We start from the raw sequence: 23,333 nt of genomic DNA on the forward strand, positions 1-23,333 counted from the left end.
TCCACTCTTCGGGCCAGCCGCCAGCGGTGCCGTCACCGCGGCGCCGACGGCTGGCCAGGGCTGATCGGGGGCCGGGCGTCAGGGGAGGACGGCCACGAACCGCCAGTCGAGGACGTCCCGGCCGCTCCCGCCGGCAGCACCGGCGTCGCCAACAGCACCGGCGTCGCCGGTGGGGGCGGTGTCGGCGCGTACCCGTGAGCGCAGGCTGACCAGGCCGCCGCCGGCGGCGAGCGGGGTCAGGTCCTCCACCGTGATCTCGCTGCGCAGGGTGTCGCCCTCGTGGACGGGGCCCACGTGGTCGCAACCGTGCCAGCCGGCGACCGTGACCAGCGTCGGCAGTGCCCGGGTGACCTGCGCGAACGCCAGGCCGATGGTGTGGCCGCCGTAGACCAGCCGACGTCCGCCGCCGGCCGCGGCGTCGTGGTGGACCTGCGCGATGTTGAGGGTGAGGCGGGCGAGCTCAGGGGCGTTCGACACGACGTCGCCGCCGCCGACCTGCCAGCTCTGCCCGGCCTTGAGGTCGGTGAAGCGGACGCCTTCGGTCGCGGCGGCGAAGCGGGTGAGGTCCCAGCCGTCGACGACCGCGGCGAGGTCCGCCGGGTCCGGCTGGGCGCCGACCGCGTCGACGTCGTCGCGATGCCCGGTGGCCCGGTCGGGATCACGCAGCGGCAGCATCGCGCACCGCCAGAAGTCCAGGACAGGGCGCCCGTGCTGGTCGACGGTGGTGATCCGCAGCACGGCGAGCCCGGTGGGCCGCCGGCCCGGGCGCACGCTGTTCTGCCGCAGCGCGACGACCTCGGTGGACGTCCGCAGTGTGTCACCGAGTTCGGGGGTGCGGCGGAAGACGAGCCCCCGGTAGAACAGGTTGGCCTTCACATGGTGGGTGACGACCGTCGACTGCCCGATGGCGACGTCCCAGACGACGTTCGGCGGGGCGAGCGCGGTGCCGCCGGTCACCTCGGTGTAGAGCGCGTGGTCGAGCGCGAGGGGGAGCCGGCCGCCGACGATGGCGCGGTGGACGTCGACCAGGCCCGGCGTGAGCGTCACCCCGGGCGCGGAGCGGAACGTCTGGCCGACGGTCAGCTCGTCGAAGTACGGCCCCTCGGCGACCTCCCCGATCGTTTCGATCGTTTCGACCGCGCTGCCAGCACCGACCGCGCTGCCAGCACCGCCCGCGCTGCCAGCACCGCCCGCGCTGCCAGCACCGACCGCACCGACCGTCATTCCGCCGCTCCTGACGTTCCCGTTGCCCCGGCGGCGATCACACCGCTGTCGACGAGGCGGCCGATCTCCGCGTCGCTGAGCCCGAGCACGTCACTGAGCACGGACGCGGTGTGCTGGCCGAGCCGCGGCGCGTCGCCGGGAGCACCGTACTCGCCGTCCCACCGCATCGGCGAGCGCGCCGTGATCGACGTGACCGGCCCACGGGACGGATCACTGGCGGGCAACTCGACGTCCGCCAGCACGGCGAGCGGGTTCGCGGCGTGCGCGGCGACGACGTCCGACATGCCCTGGTAGCGGCTCCACAGCACGCGGGCGGCGTCGAGCTCGCCCGCGACCTGCGCGTATTCACGGGCGGCGAACCAGGGGCGCAGCACCGCGGCGATGGTCTCACGCAGGCGGTACCGGTCGGCCTCGAAGTTCAGGTCGGCGTCCAGCGCGGTCTCCAGCGCGCCGAACACCTCGCCGGTCTTGGTGACCGAGCACAGCGCCGCCCACTGGCCCTCGGTGAGCGCGACGACCATCACCCGGATGCCGTCGCTGCAGGTGAAGTCGACGCCGAAGCTGCCGTACACGTGGTTGCCGTGCCGTGGCCGCTCCCCGCCGCGGGCGGCGGCCTCGGACAGCCAGCCCATGTTCGCGACGCCGGCCAGTGCCACGTCGGAGAGCGCGAGCTCGATGAACGCTCCGGCGCCGGTGCGGTCGCGGTCGCGCAGCGCGGCGAGGACGGCGGTCGAGACGCTCAGGCCGGTGATGTAGTCCCAGGCGGGCAACACGTGGTTGACCGGCGCGCCGCCCTCCTCCCGCCCGGTGATGCCGGGCAGGCCGACCTCGGCGTTGACGGTGTAGTCGACGGCCGGCCGGCCGTCGGGGTAGCCCTGGACCCGCACGTGGATCAGGTCCGCCCGGCGGGCGGCGAGGACGTCGTTGGCCATCCAGCGGCGCCCGACCACGTTGTCGACGAGGATGCCCTGCTCCGGCCCGGGTGCGGTGATCAGCGCCGTGACCAGCTCCTTGCCCTCGGCGGCGCGCAGGTTGATGGCGGCCGAGCGCTTGGCCTTGTTGAGGGACGTCCAGTAGTAGCTCTCGCCGGTCGGGGCCACCGGCCAGCGCTGGAAGTCGCTGCCGCCGCCGATCGGGTCGATCCTGATCACGTCGGCGCCGAGCTGGGCCAGGGTCATCCCGCCGGTCGGCCCGGCTACGAAGCTCGCGCATTCCACGACCCGCAGGCCGGCGAGTGGCTGCCTGATCATGCGGACCACCCGCGGGTCACCAGGTGCGTCCACGAGTTGTCGGGCACGAGCGGGGTCGTGCCTGGGCTGGCTTCCACGTGCATGCGGGCACCGCCGTCCTGTTCGAGGGAACTGCCGGCCGGACCCGGTCGAGGCACGTTGCCTGCGGTGACGGATGGGACAGAGCGGCAGCTTTGTAGCACGGGAGCTTTGTATCAGAATTCATCTCTCGGAATAATTCTTTTCGAGTGATCCCTTTGGCGTGGGCTGGATCGTCCGCTGCGGAGCCGAAACGCGCGAAGCCGCGGCCCGGGAGGAGCCGCGGCTTCGCGCCGTAGGTCTGCGGTCAGGAGGAGGCGGCGGCGCGGCTCGGCTCGGTCGTGGCCGACACGCCGACCCGGCGCTGGCTGGGAACCGCGTTCTCGGTGGTCGCGACAGCCGCGGTGATCCCGGCCGGCCCGCTGGCCTCGACGGCCCGGACGGCCCCGGCAGCCTGGGACCTGCGGCCGGGGATGGCGAGGGCGAGCAGGCACGCAGCCAGTGCGGCACCCGCACCGATGACGAAGCCGACCCGCATGCCGGTGAGGGAGGGCACCGCGCTCGACCCGAAGGCGACGGTCATGTTCGCCAGCACCACGCCGATCACCGCGCTCGCGGTGGACGTCCCGATCGACCGCATCAGGGTGTTGAGGCCGTTCGCCGCGGCACCCTCGGACGCCGGAACCGAGCTCATGATGAGTGCCGGCATCGCCGCGTAGGCGAACCCGACGCCCAGGCTGATCACGGCGGAGACGATGAGGAGGCCCCACGGAGCACTCATCAGGCCCTGCGCGATGACGTACCCGACGGTCATGATGCCCGCGCCGGTGACCAGGGAGACCTTGGGCCCGCGAGCCGCGATCAGCCGGCCGGCGAACGGCGAGGCGGCCATCATGACCAGGCCGCCGGGGGCCATCCACAGCCCGGTCTCGATCAGCGACTGCCCGAGGCCGTGCCCGGTCGCCTTCGGCAGTTGCAGCAGCTGCGGCGCGATCAGCGACATGGCGTACATCGCGAAGCCGAGCACCATGGAGGCGATGTTCGTGAGCAGCACCGGCCGCTTGCTGGACGTCCGCAGGTCGACCAGCGGGGCCGGGATGCGGGTCTCCCACCAGCCCCAGGCCAGCAGGACGATGACGGCCCCGCCGAACAGCCCCAGCGTGGTGGCGCTCGACCAGCCCCACGCGGAGCCCTTCGACACCGCGAGCAGGAGGGCGGCCAGGCCGGCGGAGAGCGTCACCGCACCGGGCACGTCGAAGCTGCCTTCACCCCGCACCGGGGATTCGGGGACCACGACCGCGACGAGCGCGATGATCAGTACGGTTGCCGCCAGCGAGCCCCAGAACAGCACGTGCCAGTCGAAGTTCTGCGCCACGATCGCCGCGATGGGAAGGCCCAGCGCGCCACCGATGCCCAGGGACGAGCTCATCAGCGCCATGGCGGGGATGAGCCGCTTCGCGGGCAGCAGGTCGCGCATGATGCTGATGCCCAGCGGAATGATCGCCAGGCCCAGGCCCTGCAGGGCACGCCCGGCGATGACGGGCACCAGAGAGCTGCTCAGCGCACAGATCAGCGAGCCGCCGGCCAGGAAGTAGCCGGAGACGAGCAGCATGCGCCGCTTGCCGAAGAGGTCGCCCAGCCGCCCGTACACGGGGTTGGCGACGGCGCCGGTCAGCAGGGTGGCCGTGATGGTCCAGGAGGCGTCCGCCGCACTGGTGCCCAGCAGGCGTGGCATCACCGGGAGCAGCGGCACCATGAGCGTCTGCATCAGGGCGACGATCACGCCGCTGACGGCGAGGACGGCGACGATCGCGTTGGCGCGGGATGGGTCCTCGGCGACCCCGGGGCCCTTCGGGGGAACCGGCCCGGACCGGCCGGAGACTTCGTTGGACACCATATGCACCCCACAGATAGCTGTACCGTACAACTATGTGTATCACGCACATCGAACGAATGTCCGTGTACGACGTGAGGGTTCTTGGTCACACTTCGGCGCCTGGACGGGACGGACGGGCGCCGCCGCGGTGTGGCGCGGCGCGTTCCGGCGAGGCTCGAGCGCGGTCCGGCGAGGCCGAAAACGATCGATGCTGGCCTGGTGCCTGGTGCCTGGTCGGCCGGGTGGCGGCTGGTCAAACCGCCGCCCGGCCTTGCACACCGCCCTCAGGCGGTGCCTGGGATCAGGGTCCGGATCAGGGCTCGGTCGGGCTGAGGATCCCGTCGACCTCGGCGTCCGTGAGCTTGTAGTCGTAGAAGGTGGTGTAGAACTCCTTGACCTCCTTCTCGATGTCCACGTCGGCGAACTTGTCGGGGTGCAGGGTCTTGGCGACCCACAGCGGCTGCAGCGCGGACTCGGCGCTGCGTGCCGACCAGACGAACACACCGCGCGGGTTGGTGATCACGTGGTGGTTTCTGACCGCGGCGACCTCCGCGAAGCGGTCGTCCTTGAGAATCTCCTCGCAGGTCGTGTGGTCCCGGCAGAAGATGTAGTCCGGGTTCCAGGCGACCACGGCCTCGAGCGTCACGGGCTTCGCGGTGCCGGAGACCGAACCGCCCTCGGTGACGGCCACGCCGCCGCCCTGCCGCGCCCAGACCTCGGCGATCGTCTTGCTGCCGTCGGTGCTCAGCGGGTTGTCCGCCGTGTAGTAGATCTTCGGGCGCTCCGCGTCGGTGAGGCCCTTCGTGCCCTCCGCGGCGCGCGAGATCGTGCCGTCTTAGAACTCGGTGAACTTCTTCGCCCGGGCCGGCGCGTCCCCGCCGAGCACGTCGGCGATGAAGGTGACGCCTTCCTTCAGCTTGTCGGAGTTCGGGAAGCTGGCGACGTCCACGGCCGGGATGCCCAGGTCGGTGATCGTCTTGCGGAGCGTGTCGTTGCCTGCGGTCAGCAGCACCAGGTCCGGCTTCTGCGCGAGCAGGACCTCGGTGTTCACGGTGGTGGTGTCCGTGCCGAAGACGGCGGTCTTCTGCGCGAGCGGCGGATAGATCTTCTTGAACAGCGGGAGGGTCGTCAGGTTGGTCTGGGTCACGCCGACCTGTCGCTCGATCGCGCCGAGCAGGAAGATGATCTGTGTGACGGCCGGGTAGTTCGTCACGACCCGCATCGGGCGCGACGGCACCACGACCTTGTTGCCCGACATGTCGGTGACGGTGCGGGTCGTCGGCGCGGCCTGGGTCGCCGCCGGGGCGTCCTTGGTGCTGCCGGTGGTGTCGTCGCCACAGGCGGTCAGGGTGGTGAGAAGGGCCAGCAGCACCGCCGCCAGGAGAGCGGTCAGGCGGCGTTGTTGGAAGCGAGTTTCTGACATCTGGTGATCGCAGTCCTCGGATTGGTTCTTCAAGTGGGTTCTTCAACTGGCCCGCGGTAGGCCGGGGACGTCCACCGCGAGCCGCCGGAGCGCAGGCCGTGGCAACGGACCTCCGCGCTGCGGATGGTTCGACCGCCGTCGGCGGCGACACTGCCGCTCGGCACCTCGACCCGGCCTGACCAGGGCTCCGTCGAGCTGCCACGTCCGCAGATGCGGATCGACAGCGCGAATATAGACCGAATATGCGGTACTAGACTCACTGTTTGCTTCAGATCTGCGCCTTCGTTGTGGCATGGAGGGTTGTCGTGCTGATGCATGATCTGGTTCAGGTGCTCGCCGGGGGCTGCGAGGCGAGTGACGTCGTCCTCGCCCGCCCCGTCGCCGCTCGCGGGATCGGTGTCCGCACCGAGGGTGAGACGCTGGCCGTCACGGCCGACGGAACTGTTCTCGGGGAGCTGCTGGGGGGTGCGATCGACGGTCCGGTCCGTGGCGCGGCCGCCGACCTGATCGCCTCGGCGGACACCGCTCGCGTGGTACCGATGCACCTCCCCCATGGCGACGCGCGCGAGGCGGGGCTCAGCTGCGGCGGGCACGTCGACGTGCTGTTGCAGCGCGCCTCGGCGCTTCCCGCCGCCGCGGTCGAGCGGTTGCGGGCGGGATGTCTGGTCGCTCTCGTCACGGACCTCGTCAGCGGGCGGTCGCGCGCCGTCGAACCAGGCCAGCCCGTTCGGACGTCGACGTCAGCGTCGCCGGCTGCGGCTGCGGCTGCGGCTGCGGGTGCGGCGTCGGTGGCTGTGCCGGCGCAGGCGCAGTCACCGGACGAGCAGGGCGGGTTCGCCGACACGGTGCGCCGCCTTCTCCTCGCCGGCCGGACGGCGGCGGCCGTCGAGGGGACGACCGTGGTCGAGCTGTTCGTCCCGACCACCCACCTGGTACTGCTCGGCGCCGGCACGCTGGCCGAGGCCATCGCCGCGCAGGCACGGCTGCTGGGGTGGCGGGCGACGACGGTCGGGGTGGCCGCCACCGGGGTCGGCGCGGTGGAGCGGCTGGGCCCCTCCGGTGGCCTGGTGGCGTTCGCGCACGACGCCGCGGTGGACGATCCGGTGCTGATCGCGGCGCTGCGCGCGGGCGTCGGCTATGTGGGCGCCCTCGGCAGCCGCCGGACGCACGCCCTGCGTCTGGAGCGGCTGCGCGCGGCTGGCGTCGGCGACGGCGATCTGGCGCGGATCCACGGCCCGGTCGGGCTCGACCTCGGCGCCCGCACCGTCACGGAGATAGCCCTTGCGATCAGCGCCGAGGCACTTGCGGTCCTTACCCGGCGCACTCCGACGCCGCTGCGGGACGGAGCCGGCCCCATCCACCGGTGACGCCCAACCGCGGTTCCGCGGAGCCGGTGTCGGGTGGCGGTTCCGCAGAGATACGGAACTGTCTTGATCCGGAACTGTGCTGGTCCGGATATCGAATTCATGGTCGGCCAGCCGGCAACATGGGCGTTCGCGACTGCCCGAATTGGTGCGCACGCTGGCCTCGGCCCGAATTTTGGCGATTGCCATAGATCCCTCGGCCTGAATTTTGGCGATTGCCCTAGATCGTGTACTGCCGAGTAAGGTTGTCGGCCGTCGCCGGGAGTACGGGGAACTATCCGTTCTGGCGCGGCTAAGGGCCGCCCAGGAGGTTCCGGGGGGTGCGCCGCCCCGCCGCAGGCGAGGATCGTGTCATCGCGTCGTCGCAGGTAGCGCACCATGTGCAGCCCTGGATCGGACGCACTACTATCTCCCGAAACAACGGAAGTATTTGAAGTATTACGGTTGGTGCTGTGGGGTCCCGGGTGGTGTGCGGGGCTCGATTCAGCCCGCGGCGTCCAGGACGGCGTCGTCCGTGTACCCAAAGGGGGATCTCGTGCGCAGGCACCGAATTGTCGGACGGTTAGGCCTGGCGGCCGCAATCATCGCGGCTGCCGCGACCAGCTGCTCCACATCCGGGTCCGCAGCGGAGGCGAACGGCGCCTGCGACACTCCGGGCATCAGCACCGACCAGGTCAAACTCGGCCTCGTCTTCTCCAGCACGGGCACCGGGAGCGAGGCGCTCGCCTCGGCCCGCTCCGGGTTCGACGCCAGGATCGGGCTGGCCAACGCGAACGGTGGTGTCCACGGGCGCGAAGTCACCTACGTCTGGCGGGACGACGAGAGCACCGGTGCGGTGAACGAGCAGGCGACCGTCGACCTCGTCCACCAGGAGTCCGTCTTCGGGCTGGTGATGGTGACGTCGTCGAACGGCCAGTCACCGGAGACCCTGCAGAAGGAAGGCGTGCCGGTCGTCGGCCTGGCGCAGCCGGACTACGGGAAGTACTCGAACTGGTTCACGGACCTCTACGACCCCTCGCCGGCGACCGTGGCCCGCTACATGCTGGCCCGCGGTGGGACGAAGCTCGCGATCGTGACGACCGGCTCCTCGGACTACGTCATGGGATTCGCCCACAAGTACGGAGCGGAATTCCAGCAGGTCGGGCTTCCCACGGTCGAGGTGATTCCGTTCGAGGCGAGCACCGACAGCCCGAGCCGCATCGCGAAGCGGATCGCCGCGAGCGGCGCGGACGCACTGATCGGCTTCACCACCCTGGACGACTTCGCGCAGATCTCGGCGGCGGTGACGGCAGCCGATGTGTCGCTGAAGGTCAGCGTGTCCCTGAGCGGATATGACCGCAGCACGCTCAGCCGGCTGGGGCAGCAGCTCGTCGGCGTGTCCTTCCCGGTCTATTTCCACCCCTTCGAGGGCGGCGGCGAGGCGATCGACCGATACCACCAGGCGATGAGCCAGTACGCGCCGGAAACCGCACAACCCGAACAGCAGTTCGCGGTGTACGCATACATCTATGCCGATATGTTCCTGCGCGGGCTGGAGCTTGCCGGCGAGTGCCCGACCCGGGAAGGCTTCATCAGCGCGTTGCGCGCGGTGAAGGACTTCGACGCGAGCGGCCTGATCGAGCCGGTCGATCTCAGCACGAACCAGACGACTCCGCTGCGGTGCAACGCGTTCGTGCAGATCGACCCGACCGGCGCGGCGTTCCAGGTCGTCCAGCCGCGGCTGTGCGTGGACGGAACGACCTGACCGGCTGACCCCGGGCCCCAGGGCGGCGTCGGGCTGCGTCCACGGTTGACGGAACTGGGTGGGTGCCCACATAGTGAGGAGTCCTCACTATGTGGGTCCATTCAACGCTGGGCCCAGCTGTCGACGCCGCCGCCCGAGCCTGCTCGTGGTGGGTGGCGAGCCGGAAGGAGCCCGTATGGGCGATACGCGCCGCCGTGGACCCGACCAGCGGGTGGTCGTCGCCGCACTCTTCGTCGCAACGATGTTCATCACGATCATGGACACCACGATCGTGAACGTGGCGCTTCCGTCGATCGCACGTGATCTCGGTGTCGCGCCCGACTCGATCGACGAGATCGTGGTCAGCTATCTGGTCAGCCTGGCGGTGGTGATCCCCGCCTCGGGCTGGCTGGCGGACAGGTTCGGCACCCGGCCGGTGTTCCTCGCCGCGCTCGCGATCTTCACCGCGGCCTCCGCGCTGTGCGGCCTGGCTGAGAGCGTCCCGGAGCTGGTCGGGTTCCGCATCCTGCAGGGAGTCGGCGGCGGGCTGCTCACCCCGGTCGGCATGGCCATGCTCTTCGGTGTGTTCCCGCCGGCGGAGCGCGCGCGTGCCGCGCGCATTCTCGTCGTGCCCACGGTCATCGCGCCCGCGGTCGGGCCGATCCTGGGCGGGGTGCTGACCGACCAGGCCTCCTGGCACTGGGTGTTCCTGGTCAACATCCCGATCGGGATCGTCGCGTTCGTCTTCGGCGCCCTCTTCCTCGCCGATCACCGGCGGCCGTCCACCGGCGCCTTCGACGTGGTCGGCTTCGTGCTCTCCGCCGGCGGGTTCGCGCTGATCCTCTACGCGCTGTCGGTCGGGCCCACCAGGGGCTGGGCCTCGCCGCTCATCCTCACCACCGCCGGCATCGGGATCGTCGCGACCGCTGCCACCGTGTGGTGGGAGCTGCGATGCGCCCATCCGCTGCTGGTGCTCCGCCTGTTCGGGAACGCGCTGTTCCGCAACGTCAGCCTCACCCTGGGCGCGATGTTCATGGCGTTCATGGCCGTGCTGTTCCTGATCCCGCTGCTCATGCAGACGGTGCGGGGCGCCAGCGCGACGACGTCCGGGCTCGTCATCTTTCCCGAGGCCATCGGAGTGCTGGTCGCGAGCCAGATCTCCGGGCGTCTCTACCCGACGGTGGGCCCGCGCCGGCTGATGATGGGTGGCCTGGCCGTCATCGCCCTGTCGACCCTGGGCCTCGGGCTGCTGGACGTCGACGCCTCGCTCTGGGTGTTCCGCGTGGTCCTGTTCGTGTTCGGTTTCGGGGCCGGCCTCGTGATGACCCCGGCGCAGGCGGCTGCCTTCGCCACGATCTCCCGCGTGGACAACGCGCAGGCCTCGGCATTGTTCAACGCACTGCGCCAGCTGGCTGCCGCGGTGGGCGTCGCGCTGGTCACGACCGCGCTCAGCCTCGCCAGGCCCGGCGAGACGGGTGGCTCGGCCGCGGGTGGCCTCGGTGGCACCTTCCAGTGGGGGTTCTACGTCGCCGCGGCGGTCGCCGCGCTCGGGATCGTGGTCGCCGCCCGCGTCCGCGACGCCGACGCCGTCGCCACCATGGGCCGCCCCGCCGCCTGACTACCCGGGCGGCCTGGTACCTGGGCCGCTCGGCACCTGAGCACCCGGGCGGTGGTGGCTCAGACTCCGGCGATCTGGTGCAGGCCGGCCCGGACGCGCTGCAGCGACATCTCACGAGCCGTCATCAGATAGTCGACGACGTCGGCGCGCAGCGCGGTGAACAGGACGTGGGCCAGGTAGTCCGCGTCCTCCTCGGGGCGGGCGGCGGCGATCCGCCTGGTCAGCTCGGCGATCCAGTACCGGCTGGAGGCGTTGGCGTAGTAGGCGTTGGGGCCACGGTGCTCGAGAGCCCGGATGAGGGCACGATTGGCCACCACGAAATCCAGCAGCGCGTCGAGGTAGGAGCGCATCGCGTCGGCGGGTGAAGCGCCAGGCCCGAGTGGGGGCGGGCCGTGTTCGACGCACTGGCTCAGGGCGTTGACGCGCGGCTGCAGAACTGCTTCGATCAACGCCGTACGGTCGCCGAAGCGCCGGAACACGGTGCCCTTGCCGACACCAGCCGCCTCGGCGATGTCGCTCATGGACACTGTCTCGGTGCCCTCGCGGTCGAACAGGTCCGCCGCCGCGGCCAGGATCGCGGCGCGGTTCCGCGCGGCATCGACGCGCTCCTGCGCGACCAAACCCACGCACCTCCCTCGGCCGGCCCGGCTTCCCGAGGCAGTCACCCGACTCGTACGGTAGCGGTTGCCACCCGCCCCGGGCTCGCTCCGGCGTGGTTGTGATGCGCAGCGCTGCCCCGCGTCAGGATTCCGGCTCGGAAATCCTCGGGGCCTCCTCGCTCGCCACGTCGACGAGGTTGCGGTCCTGCGGCAAATCGGTGCCCTCCGGGTGGGCGAAGAGTTCCGCCAGGTCGCCCCGGCGCCGCCACCCGCGCGGACTCACCGGGCCGAGGACAGCCGCTGGTCGGCCGGCCACGGTGATGGCCAGCGGTGGCACTTGCGCTACGTGTGGGCGGGTCGTCACCGAGGCGGCCCGGTCGTCCCTGATCACGGCGAAGTGGTGCGACCTCTTCTCGGCGGCGAGCTGTTCCGGGTCCGGCCCCGTTCCAGGGTGCTGTGAAGCTCCGTAGTTCCTTCCAGGGTGGAGAGTTCTCGGCTTCGTTCAGGGTGTGGAACCATGTTTGTGAAAGGTGGATTCAGGTCGGTTGGCGAAGAGGTTTCCCGTCGAACTGGCGGAGTTTTGGGGAGGGAATTTCGGATGTTCGTCCCTGCCGCTTCAAATCGCCTGTTCGGGCAGTTGGTGGGCCTGTGGGGCGGCGGTACTCCCACACGGTTGTAGATTTATCGGCGGACCGGGCATCGAACTGGAGTCTCACAGCTTCGACTGTTTCTGTTTACCGAGTCTTTGGCCGCCGGTAATCCCGCCGTCCGATTTTTCGCGGGAATGGCGTCCTACGTTCTAAGTCATGCCTGTGAGTCCTTCTGGTGAAGTGGTTGCATCGGGTGTCCCGGCGAATCTCGCCGAGGATATGACCATCGCCGAGCAGCATGAGTGGCTGCAGACCTACCTCCGTCGCCGCCCGGTCAGCCGCCGCGGCCTGCTGCTCGGCGGCCTGGCGGGCGCCGGGGCGGCCAGCCTGCTCGGCACCCCGTTCGGACGGGCCGCCTACGCGGCGACGAACACCGACAGCCCCCTGGTCATCGGCGGCCGGCACACCGCCTTCGGCGCGGACCCGTCCGCACAGCTACGCCTCGCGGCGCAGCTCTCCCGCAACCCGGGCCGCGGCCGGATCCTCGTCGACATCGGCACCGACCGCCGCCTCGGGCACACCACCGAGGCCGAGATCCGCCCGCTGCTCTCCCAGGTGCCGCAGCTGGACGGCTCGATCTTCTCCGTCGAGCAGTACTACGTCCACGCCGCGTTCGACCGGCTGAGCCCGGGCCGCGAGTACTACTACCGCTTCCGGGTTCCGGGCGGGGCGGCGACGGCGGTGCAGTCCGTCCGCACCGGCCACCGCAAGGGCCGTGGCGGCGGCTCGTTCCGCTTCACGATGATGGGCGACCATGGCTCGAACATCGCGCCCGCCGGTGACCCGGCCGGCCTGTTCACCGACAACTACTACGCGGCGGCCAACGACCCGACCACCCCGCACGCCACGAACATCACCACCGCCATCGCGCGCCAGGACCCGGTGTTCCACCTGCTCGCCGGCGACATCTGCTACGCCGACCCGTCCGGCGCCGGCCGGCCGCCGGTGCACACCACCGTCGCGGGCACCGTACCGGCGGGCTACGACAACTTCGACCCGACCGTCTGGGACGTCTACCTGGCCGGCATCGAGGTGAGCAGCGCCCGCACCCCGTGGATGTTCGCCACCGGCAACCACGACATGGAGGCGCTCTACTCGTCGCACGGCTACGGCGGCCACCTCGCCCGCCTCGACCTGCCGAACGGCGGCCCCAAGGGCTGCCCGAGCGTGTACTCGTTCGTCTACGGCAACGTCGCGGTACTCTCCCTCGACGCGAACGACGTCAGCTATGAGATCAGGACGAACACCGGCTACTCGGGCGGCGCGCAGACGTCCTGGGTCGAGCGGACGCTGAAGGCCTACCGCAACGACCCGGACATCGACTTCATCGTCTGCTTCTTCCACCACTGCGCCTACTCGACGACGCTTCAGCACGCCAGCGACGGCGGCGTCCGCGCGGCATGGTCCCCGCTGTTCGACAAGTACTCCGTCGACCTCGTGATGCAGGGGCACAACCACCTGTACGAGCGCACCGACCCGATCCGCGCCGCCGCCCCGACCCGGGAGGCGCCCGACGGCTCCACGATCGAGCCGGCCAAGGACGGCACCACCTACATCACCGCCGGCAGCGCCGGGCGCCCCCGCTACGCGTTCCAGGCCGGTGAGCCCGAGTCCTACCGCGGGCACATCGTCGCGGGCTCGAACGTCGTCCCGAACAGCTACGCCTGGCAGTCCGACGGCACGAAGCTGACCGAGTCCATCAGCTGGTCGCGGACCAGGTTCGACAACTACGCCTTCGTGGCCATCGAGTCGGACCCGGGCCGGCCGGGCGGCACCTCGACGCTGACCGTGCGCGGCATCGACGAGTACAGCAAGGAGTTCGACCGGGTCGTCCTGCGCCGCTCGGTCCCGCGTGCCGGGCACTCGGGCCAGCACTGACCTGGGCTGACACCGACCTGGGCTGACACCGACCTGGGTCAATTCTGACCTGGGCCGACACTGCCCTGATCCAGCACTGACCTGCCGCAGGCCCACCGACCCGGCACGGGTGGCCCGTCCGTCGACGATGACGGACGGGCCACCCGTGCACGGGGCGTCCGGCGCGTTTCCCGCGCCCGCGCCGACCGGTGTCAACGTCCCCGGAAAGGAGCGGCGAGCTGGCCGATCCAGTCGGCGGGGAGCTCCCGGCCGATGCCGTAGCGGGTGGGCATCGTGCGCGGGAGATGGGCGGTGCGGAAAAGCCAGTCCCAGATGGACAGCACCGCGCCGTAGTTGCGGTTCACGGCCGCGGGCTCGTCGGCGTGATGCCAGTGGTGGAAGGCAGGAGTCACGAACACGGCGCTGAGCGGCCGAAGCGTGATCCGGGTGTTCGCGTGCGCAAGGAACGGAAAGTAGAACTGGAATACCAGGAAGGCCGCCGAGAACTTCAGGTCGAAGCCGATCGCATACACGGGAACGACCGTCACGACCAGATTGATGATCTGGTCGAGTGGGTGGCCCCGGCTGGTGGAGAGCCAGTCCAGACTGGTGCTTGAGTGGTGCACCGAGTGCAGCCGCCACAACAGCGGGATCTCGTGGAGGGCACGGTGGCCCGCGTAGTTCGCCAGGTCGGCGAGAAGGACCAGGACGACGAACTGGACCCAGCCCGGCCGGCTGAGCACATAGTCGCGCAGGGCCGGCGGGACGGCCGCGTGCAGTGCCGGCGCGATCAGGTTGAGCGTCAGCACCGCGACGATCGTTATCGGCAGGCGGTTGGCGAAGCTGTGCACCACGTCGACGAGCCAGTCCCCGCGTGATGGCCGGCGCACCAGCGGGACGAACTGTTCGAGCGGGATGAAGAGCAGTGCGCAGATCACGAAGCCGACCAGCAGCTGGGGTCGTTCCAGCACCCCGGCGAGGACCGCGATGGCGGTGACTCCTACCGCTGCCACCTGTGTCAGCCGCCCCCGCCCGGCGCGGGGCTCCCGGGCCGGTGTGACCGGCCCGGGAGACGAGACGGAAGGGTCTGGGCCGGGGAATGCCGGAACGGATGATGCAGTCGACATCGTCGTCCTTTCAGCGAGCCTTTTCCGCCTCACGTTTGTCGAGCGCTGTAAACCGCAGGCCGGAACCGACGATGGAAAAGGCTCAGTTCTTCGGCATGCCCGCCCGTCACCGCGGGATGCGGTGCGCCTATTTGAGGACGATCACGATCGGGCCGCCCTTGATCGGGCCTCCGACGCCGCCGCCGATCGGAATCACACCGGCGTCGGAGGTCGCGCCGCTGAACCAGCTGGTGTGGGACACCGAGAGCGCACCGCCGGCCAGACCGGCGGCCAGGGCCGCGACCAGGATCGCGCGGCCGGCGGAACGCTGCAGGAACGTGTGGGCAGTCGCCATTTCAATTCCTCTCTCGAAGAGCGTGTGTCGTCGGGTGCGTGGGTCAGTCGGCGGGCCGGATGATGATCGGGCCGGTCTTGAGCGTGCCGCCGTTGCCAATCCCGATCCGCACGAGTCCGGCGTCGGAGGTCGCGCCGTCGAACCAGCCCGGGTGCGACGCGGACAGCGCTCCGCCGGCAATGCCGGCCGCGAGGGCGGCGATGAGGACAGCGCGGCCGGTGGAGCGCTGCAGGAATGTGTGGACCGCCGTCATGTGAATCCCCTTTCGCCTGCGGAGCGAGACGCCGGGAGTAGTTTCGCGGGCGCCCGCGCCGACTGAGAACATCCCGTGGCCGGGCGGCCATGGGGACTTTGCGGCCGGTCAGCACGGTAATCCGTTCCGGCTCGGATGAAGGCTAGGCTGCGATGCTTTCCGCGTACAGGCGGAAGTGCGGTTGCCGGATACCCGGAAATCAGGATGCGGGTAGGCCGGTCACGTGACGGGGGGCCCGCGCGATGCGAGTATGTCCCGACGCGGCGGTGGCACCGGCGGCACAGGGGCACGGGGCCCCGCCCTGGGCGCGAGGCGTGGCTAGGAGCGGAGCATGCAGGCAGGTGACCTTCCCGACGGCGGAGCGGCCCCGGTCGTGACCGAGCGATGGGGGATGACGATCCCGCTGCCGGACAGCCCGCTGCCGGACCTGCCGGCGCTGTGCACCCGGCTCGCCGACGCCGGCTACACCGATGTCTGGTCGTCGGAGGCGACAGCGGGGGACGGAATCATCCCGCTGGCGCTGGCCGCCGCCGAACCGCGACTGCGCCTGGGCAGCGCGATCCTGCCGGTCTACACCCGCGGCCCGGCGCTGCTGGCCCAGACCGCCGCGACGCTCGCCGCGGCCGCACCCGGCCGGTTCGTGCTGGGCCTCGGCACCTCCTCCAACGTGATCGTGTCGAACTGGAACTCCATCCCGTTCACGAAGCCGTACCAGCGGGTTCTGGACACCGTCCGGTTCCTGCGCGCCGCCTTCGCCGGCGAGAAGGTCGACGAGGAGTTCCCGTCGTTCACGATCCGCGGGTTCCGGCTCGGGATCACTCCGCCGGCACCGCCGAAGATCATGGTGGCGGCGCTGCGCCCGCGGATGCTGGAGCTCGCCGGCCGCGAGGCGGACGGGGTCATCCTCAACTGGCTCTCGCCGCAGGACTGCGACACCGTCCTGCCACACGTGCACAAGCATCGCCCGGACGCCGAGGTGGTCGCCCGGATCTTCGTCCACGTGCACGACGGTGACCCGGCGCAGGCCCGGGCCCGGCTGCGGCCGTTGATCGCGGCGTATCTCACGGTGCCGGTGTACCGGCAGTTCCACGTCTGGCTGGGCCGCGAGCAGGCGCTCGCCGGCATGTGGCAGGCGTGGGAGGCCGGTGACCGCCGCGCCGCGCTGACCGCGATCCCGGACGAGGTGGTGGACGATCTGATCGTGCACGGGACGGTCGAGCAGTGCCGGGCCCGCCTGCGGCGCTACGTCGAGCATGGTGTGACCACGCCCGTCCTCGCGCTGACGAACACCGGCCCGAACCTTCCGGACGTCATGTCCGCCCTCGCCGCACGCTGACATCCGCACGCCGACATCCGCGTGCTGCCGACATCCGCGTGCTGCCGACGGACCGCAGGTGACATCCACCCGCCGTTCTACTCGGGGACGAGCATCACCTCGCGTTTGACGGTGCGGACGACCGGGGCGGTCTCCACGTCGCGAACGGTGGGCAGTGCGCCGATGCGCTGGGTGAGGTAGCGGAACAGGTCGGCGCCGTCCTCGCATACGGCCACCGCCACGAGGTTGGTGGGCCCGGTCGTCGCGGCGGCGAAGACGATCTCCGGATGGCTGGCCATCGCCGTCCCGACGGAGATCAGGTCCGCAGGTGCGACGGACAGCCACATCCGGGCCGCCACGTGTGGCCCGATGATGTCGAAGGAGACGTCCACGTCGAAGTACAGGGCGCCGAGCGCGCGCAGCGTCTCCAGCCGGCGCCGAACCGACGACTCCGAGCGGCGCAGCGCGGTCGCGAGCTCCGCGTGGGAACGACGGCCGTCGAGGGCGAGGGCCGTGATGAGCTCACGGTCCTCCGGTTCGAGCACGGAGCCGCCGGTTTCGGCGGGCTCGTTCGTCGCGGCGACGAGCAGCGCGACCTGCTGGTCGCTCAGGACCCCCAGGCGCACCCACTCGCGGCCGCCGGCATAGCCGGCCATCGCGCCCGCGAAGTAGTGGATCACCTGCTGGGCGGTGATCGACTGGACCTGCGCGGTGCGCGGCAGTTTGTGCAACAGCAGCGCGTTGTGCTCCTCGGCCGTCCAGGACCGGATGTTGCAGGAGATCTCGGTGCCGGCGGAGAGCAGGTGCACCCAGGACGTGTCGGATCTGCGGGCCAGCGCGTCCGCGACCGCCCGGGCCGCGTCCGGGACGCAGCGTAGCCGGATCATCCAGTGGCCGTGCCCGAACTGGTGGGTGTTGGGTACGCCGAAGACCCGCAGCGCACCCGCGGCGACCATCCGCCGGTAGCGCCGGGCGACGGTCTGGTCGGCGACGCCCAGCGCCGCGCCCACCCGGCTGAAGGGTGCCCGCCCGTCGATCTGCAGTGCCTGCACGATCTGGCGATCGAGCTCGTCGAAGATTGCGGATGTCACCGCTGAAGGCTACTGCGATGTCGAGATCCAGCGAATCCAGAGGTCATCGGGTCGAGTGGTGTCCCCCCTGCCGGATCGTGGACCGACCGCCGGTCATCCCCGGCGCCGCAACGACGAGTCGCGACGGTGAGCCGCGACGATGACAGGAGAGCCATGCGTAAATGGCTGCCGCTGGTGGCGATCTGCCTCGGCACGTTCATGCTGCTCGTCGACATCACGATCGTCACGGTGGCGCTGCCCGACATCGCCACCAGCCTCGACGCCTCGTTCTCCGACCTGCAGTGGGTGATGGACGTCTACGCCCTCGCCCTGGCCGCGCTGCTCCTCGGCGCCGGCGCGATCGCCGACCTGCGCGGCCAGCGCAGGGTCTATCTCGGTGGCCTGATCCTGTTCGCGGTCGCGTCGCTCGCCTGCGGGCTCGCACCGGGAGCGGGGACGCTCGTCGTCGCCCGCGGTATGCAGGGCATCGGCGGCGCCGCGATGTTCGCCACGACCATGGCGCTGATCGCCAGCACCTACCGCGGCCGTGACCTCGGTGTGGCGTTCGGGATCTGGGGCGCGGTGAACGGGGCGGCCGCGGCCATCGGGCCGGTGCTCGGCGGCCTGCTGACCGAGCACGTGAGCTGGCGGGCGATCTTCCTGGTCAACCTGCCGGTGAGTGTCGCCGCCGCGGCCCTCACCCTGGCCGTCGTCGGCGAGTTCCGCCGGCCGGACGGCCCGCGGGTCGACCTGGCCGGAACCGTCACGTTCACGGTCAGCGCCGCGGCCCTCGTCTACGGCCTGATCCGCGCCGGTGAGCACGGCTGGGGCTCCGCCGGCACGCTGGGACTGTTCGCGCTGAGCGCCGTCGCGCTCGTGCTCTTCCTCATGGTCGAGTCCCGCATCCCGCACCCGCTGCTGGAGCTTGGACTGTTCCGCCGCGGCGGCTTCGTCGCCGCGCTCATCGCCGGCCTCACCCTGTCCGCCGCCGCGTTCTCCGTGCTGACCTTCACCTCCGTCTGGCTGCAGGCGGTGCTCGGCCACGGGCCGGTCCGGGCCGGCCTCGCGATGCTGCCGATGGCGCTGGCCGCGTTCGTCGTCGCCGGGCTCGGCGGTCGCTTCCTGCACGCGGCATCGCCCCGCCTGACCATCGGCGTCGGCATGCTGCTGGTCGGCGCCGGTTCGGTGGCGCTGAGCCGCCTGGACGCCGGTTCCGACAGCGGCAGCCTCCAGCTCGGCCTGCTCGTCACCGGTATCGGCGTGGGCCTGGCCATTCCGGCGCTCAGCGCGGCGGCGATGTCGGCGGTGCCCCCGCAGCGCGGCGGGATGGCCGCGGGCGCGCTGAACACCTTCCGCCAGCTGGGCTTCGCACTCGGTATCGCCGTGTTCGGGCTGCTGTTCCACAACGGCATCCGCGACCAGCTGAGCGGGCACGTCGCCAACCCGGACACGGTGGCCGCCGCGATCGGCCAGGGGCAGGCCGCCCGGGACGTCCCCCCGGCCGCGCTGAGCGCCATCCGGGCCGCCGTGCCGACCTCGCTCGGCGATGTCTACCTGATCGCGGCGATCGTGGCCTTCGCCGCCGGTATCGCCGTGTTCGTGCTCATGCCGCGGGCCGTGGCCCACCTGGCCGAGAACGCCCAGCCCGCTGATGGTCGTTCCGCTGACGTCCAGCCCGCTGATGGTCGTTCTGCCGATGGTCGTTCCGCTGCCGGTCGTCCCGATGACGGGCAGTCTGCCGGCGGGAAGTCGGATGGCGCACCGCGGGACACCGACCGGCCGGTCACCCACGCCGACATATGACTTTGATCCGGATCAATTTCGGGGCTGCTGTCGGACAGGCGTTGAGGACTCCAGGCGCGGGGGAGCCCGTCGACAATCGCGCTTGCCCGGAAGCGGCAGCAGCCGCGAGCCGCGAGCTGTGTACCTGATTGATTCTCTGGGTTTCTGACAGCACTGGTCAGCTTTCGACGCGTGCGTGACTGTTCCATTCGCGAAACTAAAGGGCTTCGCGTCTCTCCTCTTTCGGGTCTCTTGACATCCACACCTTCGTAGGTTTTGCAAGCCGTCGAAGGGCTGCTATAGGAAGAGCCACGAAGAGCTCTTTAGTCCAAGGCCGTTAAGTTAGGTTCTGGCGTCTCTGGCCAAGTGGCGGCGTAGTGGTCTGCGTGCTGGCTTTGTAACGTGAGCAGCGGAGCTCCCTGGTAGAACGACTCGTCCGCCAAGACATGCCGCTGCCAGGGGGCCCCGCTGTCCATTCATTCTGTCATCACGCGCCGGGTTGTGGTGGCCGGGGGTGTTTTCGCTCCGGGCCACCTGGGTGAATTGACCAGGATCGTCCCGTTCGAGATGGTCGACGGTGTTCTCGCGGGGTGCGGCGCGGTACAACGGCGGGTGCGTAAGCTCCCGGCCCGGGTCGTGGTCTACCTGCTGCTGGCCGCCGCGTTGTTCGAGGACAGTGGCTATCTGGCGGTGTGGGCCCGGCTGACCGGCGCGTTACACGGACTGGAACTGCCGACAGTGACCGGGGCCGCGTTACGGCAGGCCCGGGTCCGGCTCGGGGTCCGTCCGATGCGAGCCCTGTTCGATGTACTGCGCGGTCCGGGCAGCGCGGCGTGGGCGGCGGGTGCCCGCTGGCGGGGACTGCTGGTCACCGCGATCGACGGCACCCACCTGGACGTGGCCGACAGCGAGGAGCTGGTCGGCTGGCTGGGGAAGAGGTCCAACAACCGGGGCAGCGCCGGCTACCCGAAGGTCCTACTGCTCGCGCTGGTCGCCTGCGGAACCCGGACGGTCATCGACGTGGTGTTCGGTCCCCAGGACCGTAGCGAGGCCGACTACGCCGGACGGCTGGTCCGGTCCCTGGACCCGCAGATGATCGTTCTGCTGGACCGGGGCCTGTCCAGCAACGTGTTCCTCGCGAAGGTCGCGGCAGGCGGGGGGCACTTCCTCGCCCGGCTGACCGCGAACCGCACACCTCCGGTCCTGCGTCGCTACCCCGACGGGTCGTTCCGGTCCCAGCTCGGCGGGCTACGGGTCCGCGTCATCGCCTGTGAGATCACCATCGCGACCCCGCACGGGCGACGCGCCGAGACCTACCGGTTCGCGACCACCCTGCTCGATCACTACCGCTACCCCGCCCGTGACCTGGCCGAGCTCTACCACGAACGATGGGAGATCGAGTCGTCCTACTACGAACTGAAGAAGACCATGCTCGCTGGGCGGGTTCTGCGATCGCGGACCAGGACCGGTGTCGCTCAGGAGATCTTCGCACTGCTCGCCGTCTACCAGCTGCTACGCACCGCGATCACGGACGGCGTCACCACCGCCGCACCCGACCTCGATCCTGACCGGGCCAGCTTCAGCATCGCGTTGAACACCGCCCGCGACCAGGTCATCCAAGCCGCTGGAGTGATCGAGGACGGCCACGTCGACCTCGTCGGCGCCATCGGACGCGCCGTACTCGCGAGACCGATGCTCTCCCGCCGCCCCCGAACCAGTCCCCGCCGCGTCAAACGACCTCTGTCACCCTTCGCACACAAGAGCCTCAACGTCGACCGCCGGAGCTTCAAATTCACCGTGAGCGTCACCATCTTGACAGGAAACGGCGGACCCTAACTTCACGGCCTTGCTCTTTAGTCGCCGATTCCGCGAACCTCGCCGAGCCCCCGTGGGGGTGGAATTCTGCCCGCCCAGCGAGCCGAGAACGCCGCTGGTGGGCCCTTGAGTCGCTGGCCACGGGGGTCGTTGGGGTCTCGCCGGCGAGTCGGGCAACCTGCCCGGCCAGCGACGTCGCACCGCGGGTCGCCCATCGGCCGCCGTGGGCGGCCGATGGCCGATCGCGGCAGGTCCGTCATTTATCCAACAGATGGGAACGATTCTGGTTTCAGACGCCTCTGTCACTTTTCTGGCTGCGGGCCGGAAAAGCACCCGTCAGGGTTCCCCTACGGTCCGGCGACCGGCCGACCACGATTTTTCCTCCGCCGCGCGTGGCCAGCCGATGCGGCCTGTCTCGCTGTCGCGGATTAGCGCCGATCAGGATCTCCATTCGGTGGGCGGGGCAGTTCGCATTCCACGAACGCGGCCGGCCCACCGTGCGCCCGGTACCCCGGTAGCCCGGTTTGGTGAGTCGCAAGAGTGAACGATTTTGGTCGTCCCAACGACCAAAATCCTTCTTTCTTGCGGGTCGCCAGGCGCCGCAGCGCCCCTTTTGTCGCTCTTGAGGTGAATTACTGGAAGCGCATGCTGGTGGCCCGGATTCGCCGCGTCTCAGGATTCTGCTACGGCCTCCAGAACCACAAGAATTCTGCACTCTTCGCTGCCGCTGCTTTCGTGTGGGGGGAAACGTGATTCTGCTGCAGGCTCGAGGGCGACAAAATCCTCAACTGTTCGGGCCGACCTCGGCCCGACCATCCGATGATCATCGAGAATCCGCCCGGGCCCGGGCTTGAGGCAGAGGTCCCGGCCGGAAACATGTGCTAGAATTCCTTCCACACGGGTGTAGAAGCTCCTGCAATTCCCGCGACAGTACAGAGTGACCTCTGGTCGGCGCCGGCAGATGGCGGAAGTGGCGTCGAATATTCGCCCGCGTGTCACCTTGCCCTGGCCGCGGGTGAAATCGACGGAATGTATTTGCCGGCACGTCGCCATTTGCCTACTGACCGCACCGGACGATCTCCCTAACCTGGCTCTCCTTGGAAGCAGATCGCTGCTTCCTCCCGGATTACTCCCGGAGGTCCGCCAGTGTCCGTACCTGCTGGAATCAGGCACCCGCGCCTGGTGTGGGCTGTGCTCGCCGTCGTCGTGGCCCTGGCCGCGTCGTTCGGCGTGTGGCGTGCCGCGCCCGCCCGCGCGGCGTCGCTGCCCACGCCCGATCACGTGGTTGTCGTGGTGCTGGAGAACCACGCCTACTCCCAGGTCATCGGCAGCTCCAGCGCCCCGTACATCAACTCGCTGAAGACCGGCGGCGCGAACCTGACCGCGTCCTACGGAATCACCCACCCCAGCCAGCCCAACTACATGGCCCTGTTCTCCGGTGGCACGCAGGGCATCACCGGTGACAGCTGCTACACCGCCGGGTTCAGCAGCGCGGCGAACCTCGGCTCCGAGCTGATCGCCGCCGGCAAGACCTGGGCCAGCTACAACGAGGGCCTGCCGTCCACCGGTTCGACGGTCTGCACGAACAGCTCGACGAAGTACGCCCGCAAGCACAACCCGTGGTTCGGGTTCAGCAACGTCCCGACCAGCACCGCCTATCCCTTCACCTCGTTCCCGACGAACTACGCGAACCTGCCGAAGGTCTCGTTCGTCGTGCCGAACCTCTGCAACGACATGCACGACTGCTCGGTTTCCACCGGTGACACCTGGGTGCAGAACAACCTCGGCGCCTACGCCACCTGGGCCAGCACCAACAACAGCCTGCTCATCGTCACCTTCGACGAGGACAACCTGCTCAGCGGCAACCGCATCCCGACCGTGATATACGGCCAGCACGTCACCGCGGGCAGCTCCTCGTCCACCACCTACAACCACTACAACATGCTGCGCACCCTGGAGGACCTGGCCGGTCTGACGACGCACGCGGGCAGTGCCGCGAGCGCCTCGGACATCACCGGCATCTGGAGCTAGGCGA

The 23,333-nt window shown here is 70.0% G+C and carries 16 protein-coding genes and 1 pseudogene; 8 read left to right on the forward strand and 9 right to left on the reverse strand.

Going from position 1 to position 23,333, the window contains the following annotated elements; all coding sequences use genetic code 11:
• Positions 1 to 78: 78 nt before the first annotated feature.
• The 4 genes and pseudogenes from ACG83_RS37210 to ACG83_RS37225 all read right to left on the reverse strand — a co-directional run bounded on the left by ACG83_RS37210 (position 79) and on the right by ACG83_RS37225 (position 5,791).
• Positions 79 to 1,224: a MaoC family dehydratase gene (locus tag ACG83_RS37210; RefSeq protein ID WP_235498424.1), complete on the reverse strand. Its 1,146-nt coding sequence runs from the start codon at positions 1,222 to 1,224 to the stop codon at positions 79 to 81.
• Complete coding sequence (locus ACG83_RS37215) at positions 1,221 to 2,474, reverse strand: CoA transferase (protein ID WP_054571007.1); 1,254 nt, start codon at positions 2,472 to 2,474, stop codon at positions 1,221 to 1,223. Before ACG83_RS37215 ends, ACG83_RS37210 begins: the two co-directional genes overlap by 4 nt.
• 325 nt (positions 2,475 to 2,799) lie before the next feature.
• Positions 2,800 to 4,389: an MFS transporter gene (locus tag ACG83_RS37220; protein ID WP_054570929.1), complete on the reverse strand. Its 1,590-nt coding sequence runs from the start codon at positions 4,387 to 4,389 to the stop codon at positions 2,800 to 2,802.
• A gap of 292 nt (positions 4,390 to 4,681) precedes the next feature.
• Positions 4,682 to 5,791: pseudogene (locus ACG83_RS37225) on the reverse strand (ABC transporter substrate-binding protein).
• A gap of 311 nt (positions 5,792 to 6,102) precedes the next feature.
• On the opposite strand from ACG83_RS37225, the gene ACG83_RS37230 reads away from it, so the two are divergent.
• The 3 genes from ACG83_RS37230 (at position 6,103) to ACG83_RS37240 (ending at position 10,496) form a co-directional block, all read left to right on the forward strand.
• The gene (locus ACG83_RS37230; RefSeq protein WP_063793334.1) at positions 6,103 to 7,158 is read left to right on the forward strand and encodes an XdhC family protein; all 1,056 of its coding nucleotides are present in this window, start codon (positions 6,103 to 6,105) and stop codon (positions 7,156 to 7,158) included.
• A gap of 532 nt (positions 7,159 to 7,690) precedes the next feature.
• Positions 7,691 to 8,899: an ABC transporter substrate-binding protein gene (locus ACG83_RS37235; RefSeq protein ID WP_054570931.1), complete on the forward strand. Its 1,209-nt coding sequence runs from the start codon at positions 7,691 to 7,693 to the stop codon at positions 8,897 to 8,899.
• A 175-nt stretch (positions 8,900 to 9,074) separates the two neighbouring features.
• On the forward strand, positions 9,075 to 10,496 hold the full coding sequence (locus ACG83_RS37240; RefSeq protein ID WP_054570932.1) for an MDR family MFS transporter: 1,422 nt from the start codon (positions 9,075 to 9,077) through the stop codon (positions 10,494 to 10,496).
• Between the two features lie 59 nt (positions 10,497 to 10,555).
• Here ACG83_RS37240 and ACG83_RS37245 read toward each other — a convergent pair whose 3' ends face one another.
• A complete protein-coding gene (locus ACG83_RS37245) occupies positions 10,556 to 11,122 on the reverse strand; it encodes a TetR/AcrR family transcriptional regulator (protein ID WP_083473882.1) in 567 nt (188 codons plus the stop codon).
• Between the two features lie 779 nt (positions 11,123 to 11,901).
• Here ACG83_RS37245 and ACG83_RS37255 point away from each other — a divergent pair.
• Positions 11,902 to 13,623 (forward strand): metallophosphoesterase, encoded by a 1,722-nt coding sequence (locus tag ACG83_RS37255; protein ID WP_054570934.1) that lies wholly within the window; start codon positions 11,902 to 11,904, stop codon positions 13,621 to 13,623.
• A 191-nt stretch (positions 13,624 to 13,814) separates the two neighbouring features.
• On the opposite strand, the gene ACG83_RS37260 is transcribed toward ACG83_RS37255, so the two are convergent.
• The 3 genes from ACG83_RS37260 to ACG83_RS37270 form a co-directional block, all read right to left on the reverse strand.
• The gene (locus ACG83_RS37260) at positions 13,815 to 14,615 is read right to left on the reverse strand and encodes a sterol desaturase family protein (RefSeq protein ID WP_054570935.1); all 801 of its coding nucleotides are present in this window, start codon (positions 14,613 to 14,615) and stop codon (positions 13,815 to 13,817) included.
• 241 nt (positions 14,616 to 14,856) lie between these two features.
• Positions 14,857 to 15,063: a hypothetical protein gene (locus tag ACG83_RS37265; protein WP_054570936.1), complete on the reverse strand. Its 207-nt coding sequence runs from the start codon at positions 15,061 to 15,063 to the stop codon at positions 14,857 to 14,859.
• 43 nt (positions 15,064 to 15,106) lie between these two features.
• Positions 15,107 to 15,316 (reverse strand): hypothetical protein, encoded by a 210-nt coding sequence (locus ACG83_RS37270; protein WP_054570937.1) that lies wholly within the window; start codon positions 15,314 to 15,316, stop codon positions 15,107 to 15,109.
• 331 nt (positions 15,317 to 15,647) lie between these two features.
• On the opposite strand from ACG83_RS37270, the gene ACG83_RS37275 reads away from it, so the two are divergent.
• Positions 15,648 to 16,652, forward strand: coding sequence for an LLM class F420-dependent oxidoreductase (locus tag ACG83_RS37275; protein WP_198955494.1), 1,005 nt, complete (start codon positions 15,648 to 15,650; stop codon positions 16,650 to 16,652).
• A 77-nt stretch (positions 16,653 to 16,729) separates the two neighbouring features.
• Here ACG83_RS37275 and ACG83_RS37280 read toward each other — a convergent pair whose 3' ends face one another.
• Complete coding sequence (locus ACG83_RS37280; protein WP_054570938.1) at positions 16,730 to 17,722, reverse strand: Lrp/AsnC family transcriptional regulator; 993 nt, start codon at positions 17,720 to 17,722, stop codon at positions 16,730 to 16,732.
• Positions 17,723 to 17,875: 153 nt separating this feature from the next.
• Between ACG83_RS37280 and ACG83_RS37285 the strand changes: the two genes are divergently transcribed.
• The 3 genes from ACG83_RS37285 (at position 17,876) to ACG83_RS37295 (ending at position 23,329) form a co-directional block, all read left to right on the forward strand.
• Positions 17,876 to 19,504: an MFS transporter gene (locus tag ACG83_RS37285; protein ID WP_054570939.1), complete on the forward strand. Its 1,629-nt coding sequence runs from the start codon at positions 17,876 to 17,878 to the stop codon at positions 19,502 to 19,504.
• A gap of 483 nt (positions 19,505 to 19,987) precedes the next feature.
• A complete protein-coding gene (locus ACG83_RS37290; RefSeq protein ID WP_255354827.1) occupies positions 19,988 to 21,319 on the forward strand; it encodes an IS4 family transposase in 1,332 nt (443 codons plus the stop codon).
• 1,143 nt (positions 21,320 to 22,462) lie between these two features.
• On the forward strand, positions 22,463 to 23,329 hold the full coding sequence (locus ACG83_RS37295; RefSeq protein ID WP_054571010.1) for an alkaline phosphatase family protein: 867 nt from the start codon (positions 22,463 to 22,465) through the stop codon (positions 23,327 to 23,329).
• The last annotated feature ends 4 nt before the right edge of the window (positions 23,330 to 23,333 follow it).

This window comes from Frankia sp. R43, assembly GCF_001306465.1.
GTDB classification, from domain to species: domain Bacteria; phylum Actinomycetota; class Actinomycetes; order Frankiales; family Frankiaceae; genus Parafrankia; species Parafrankia irregularis.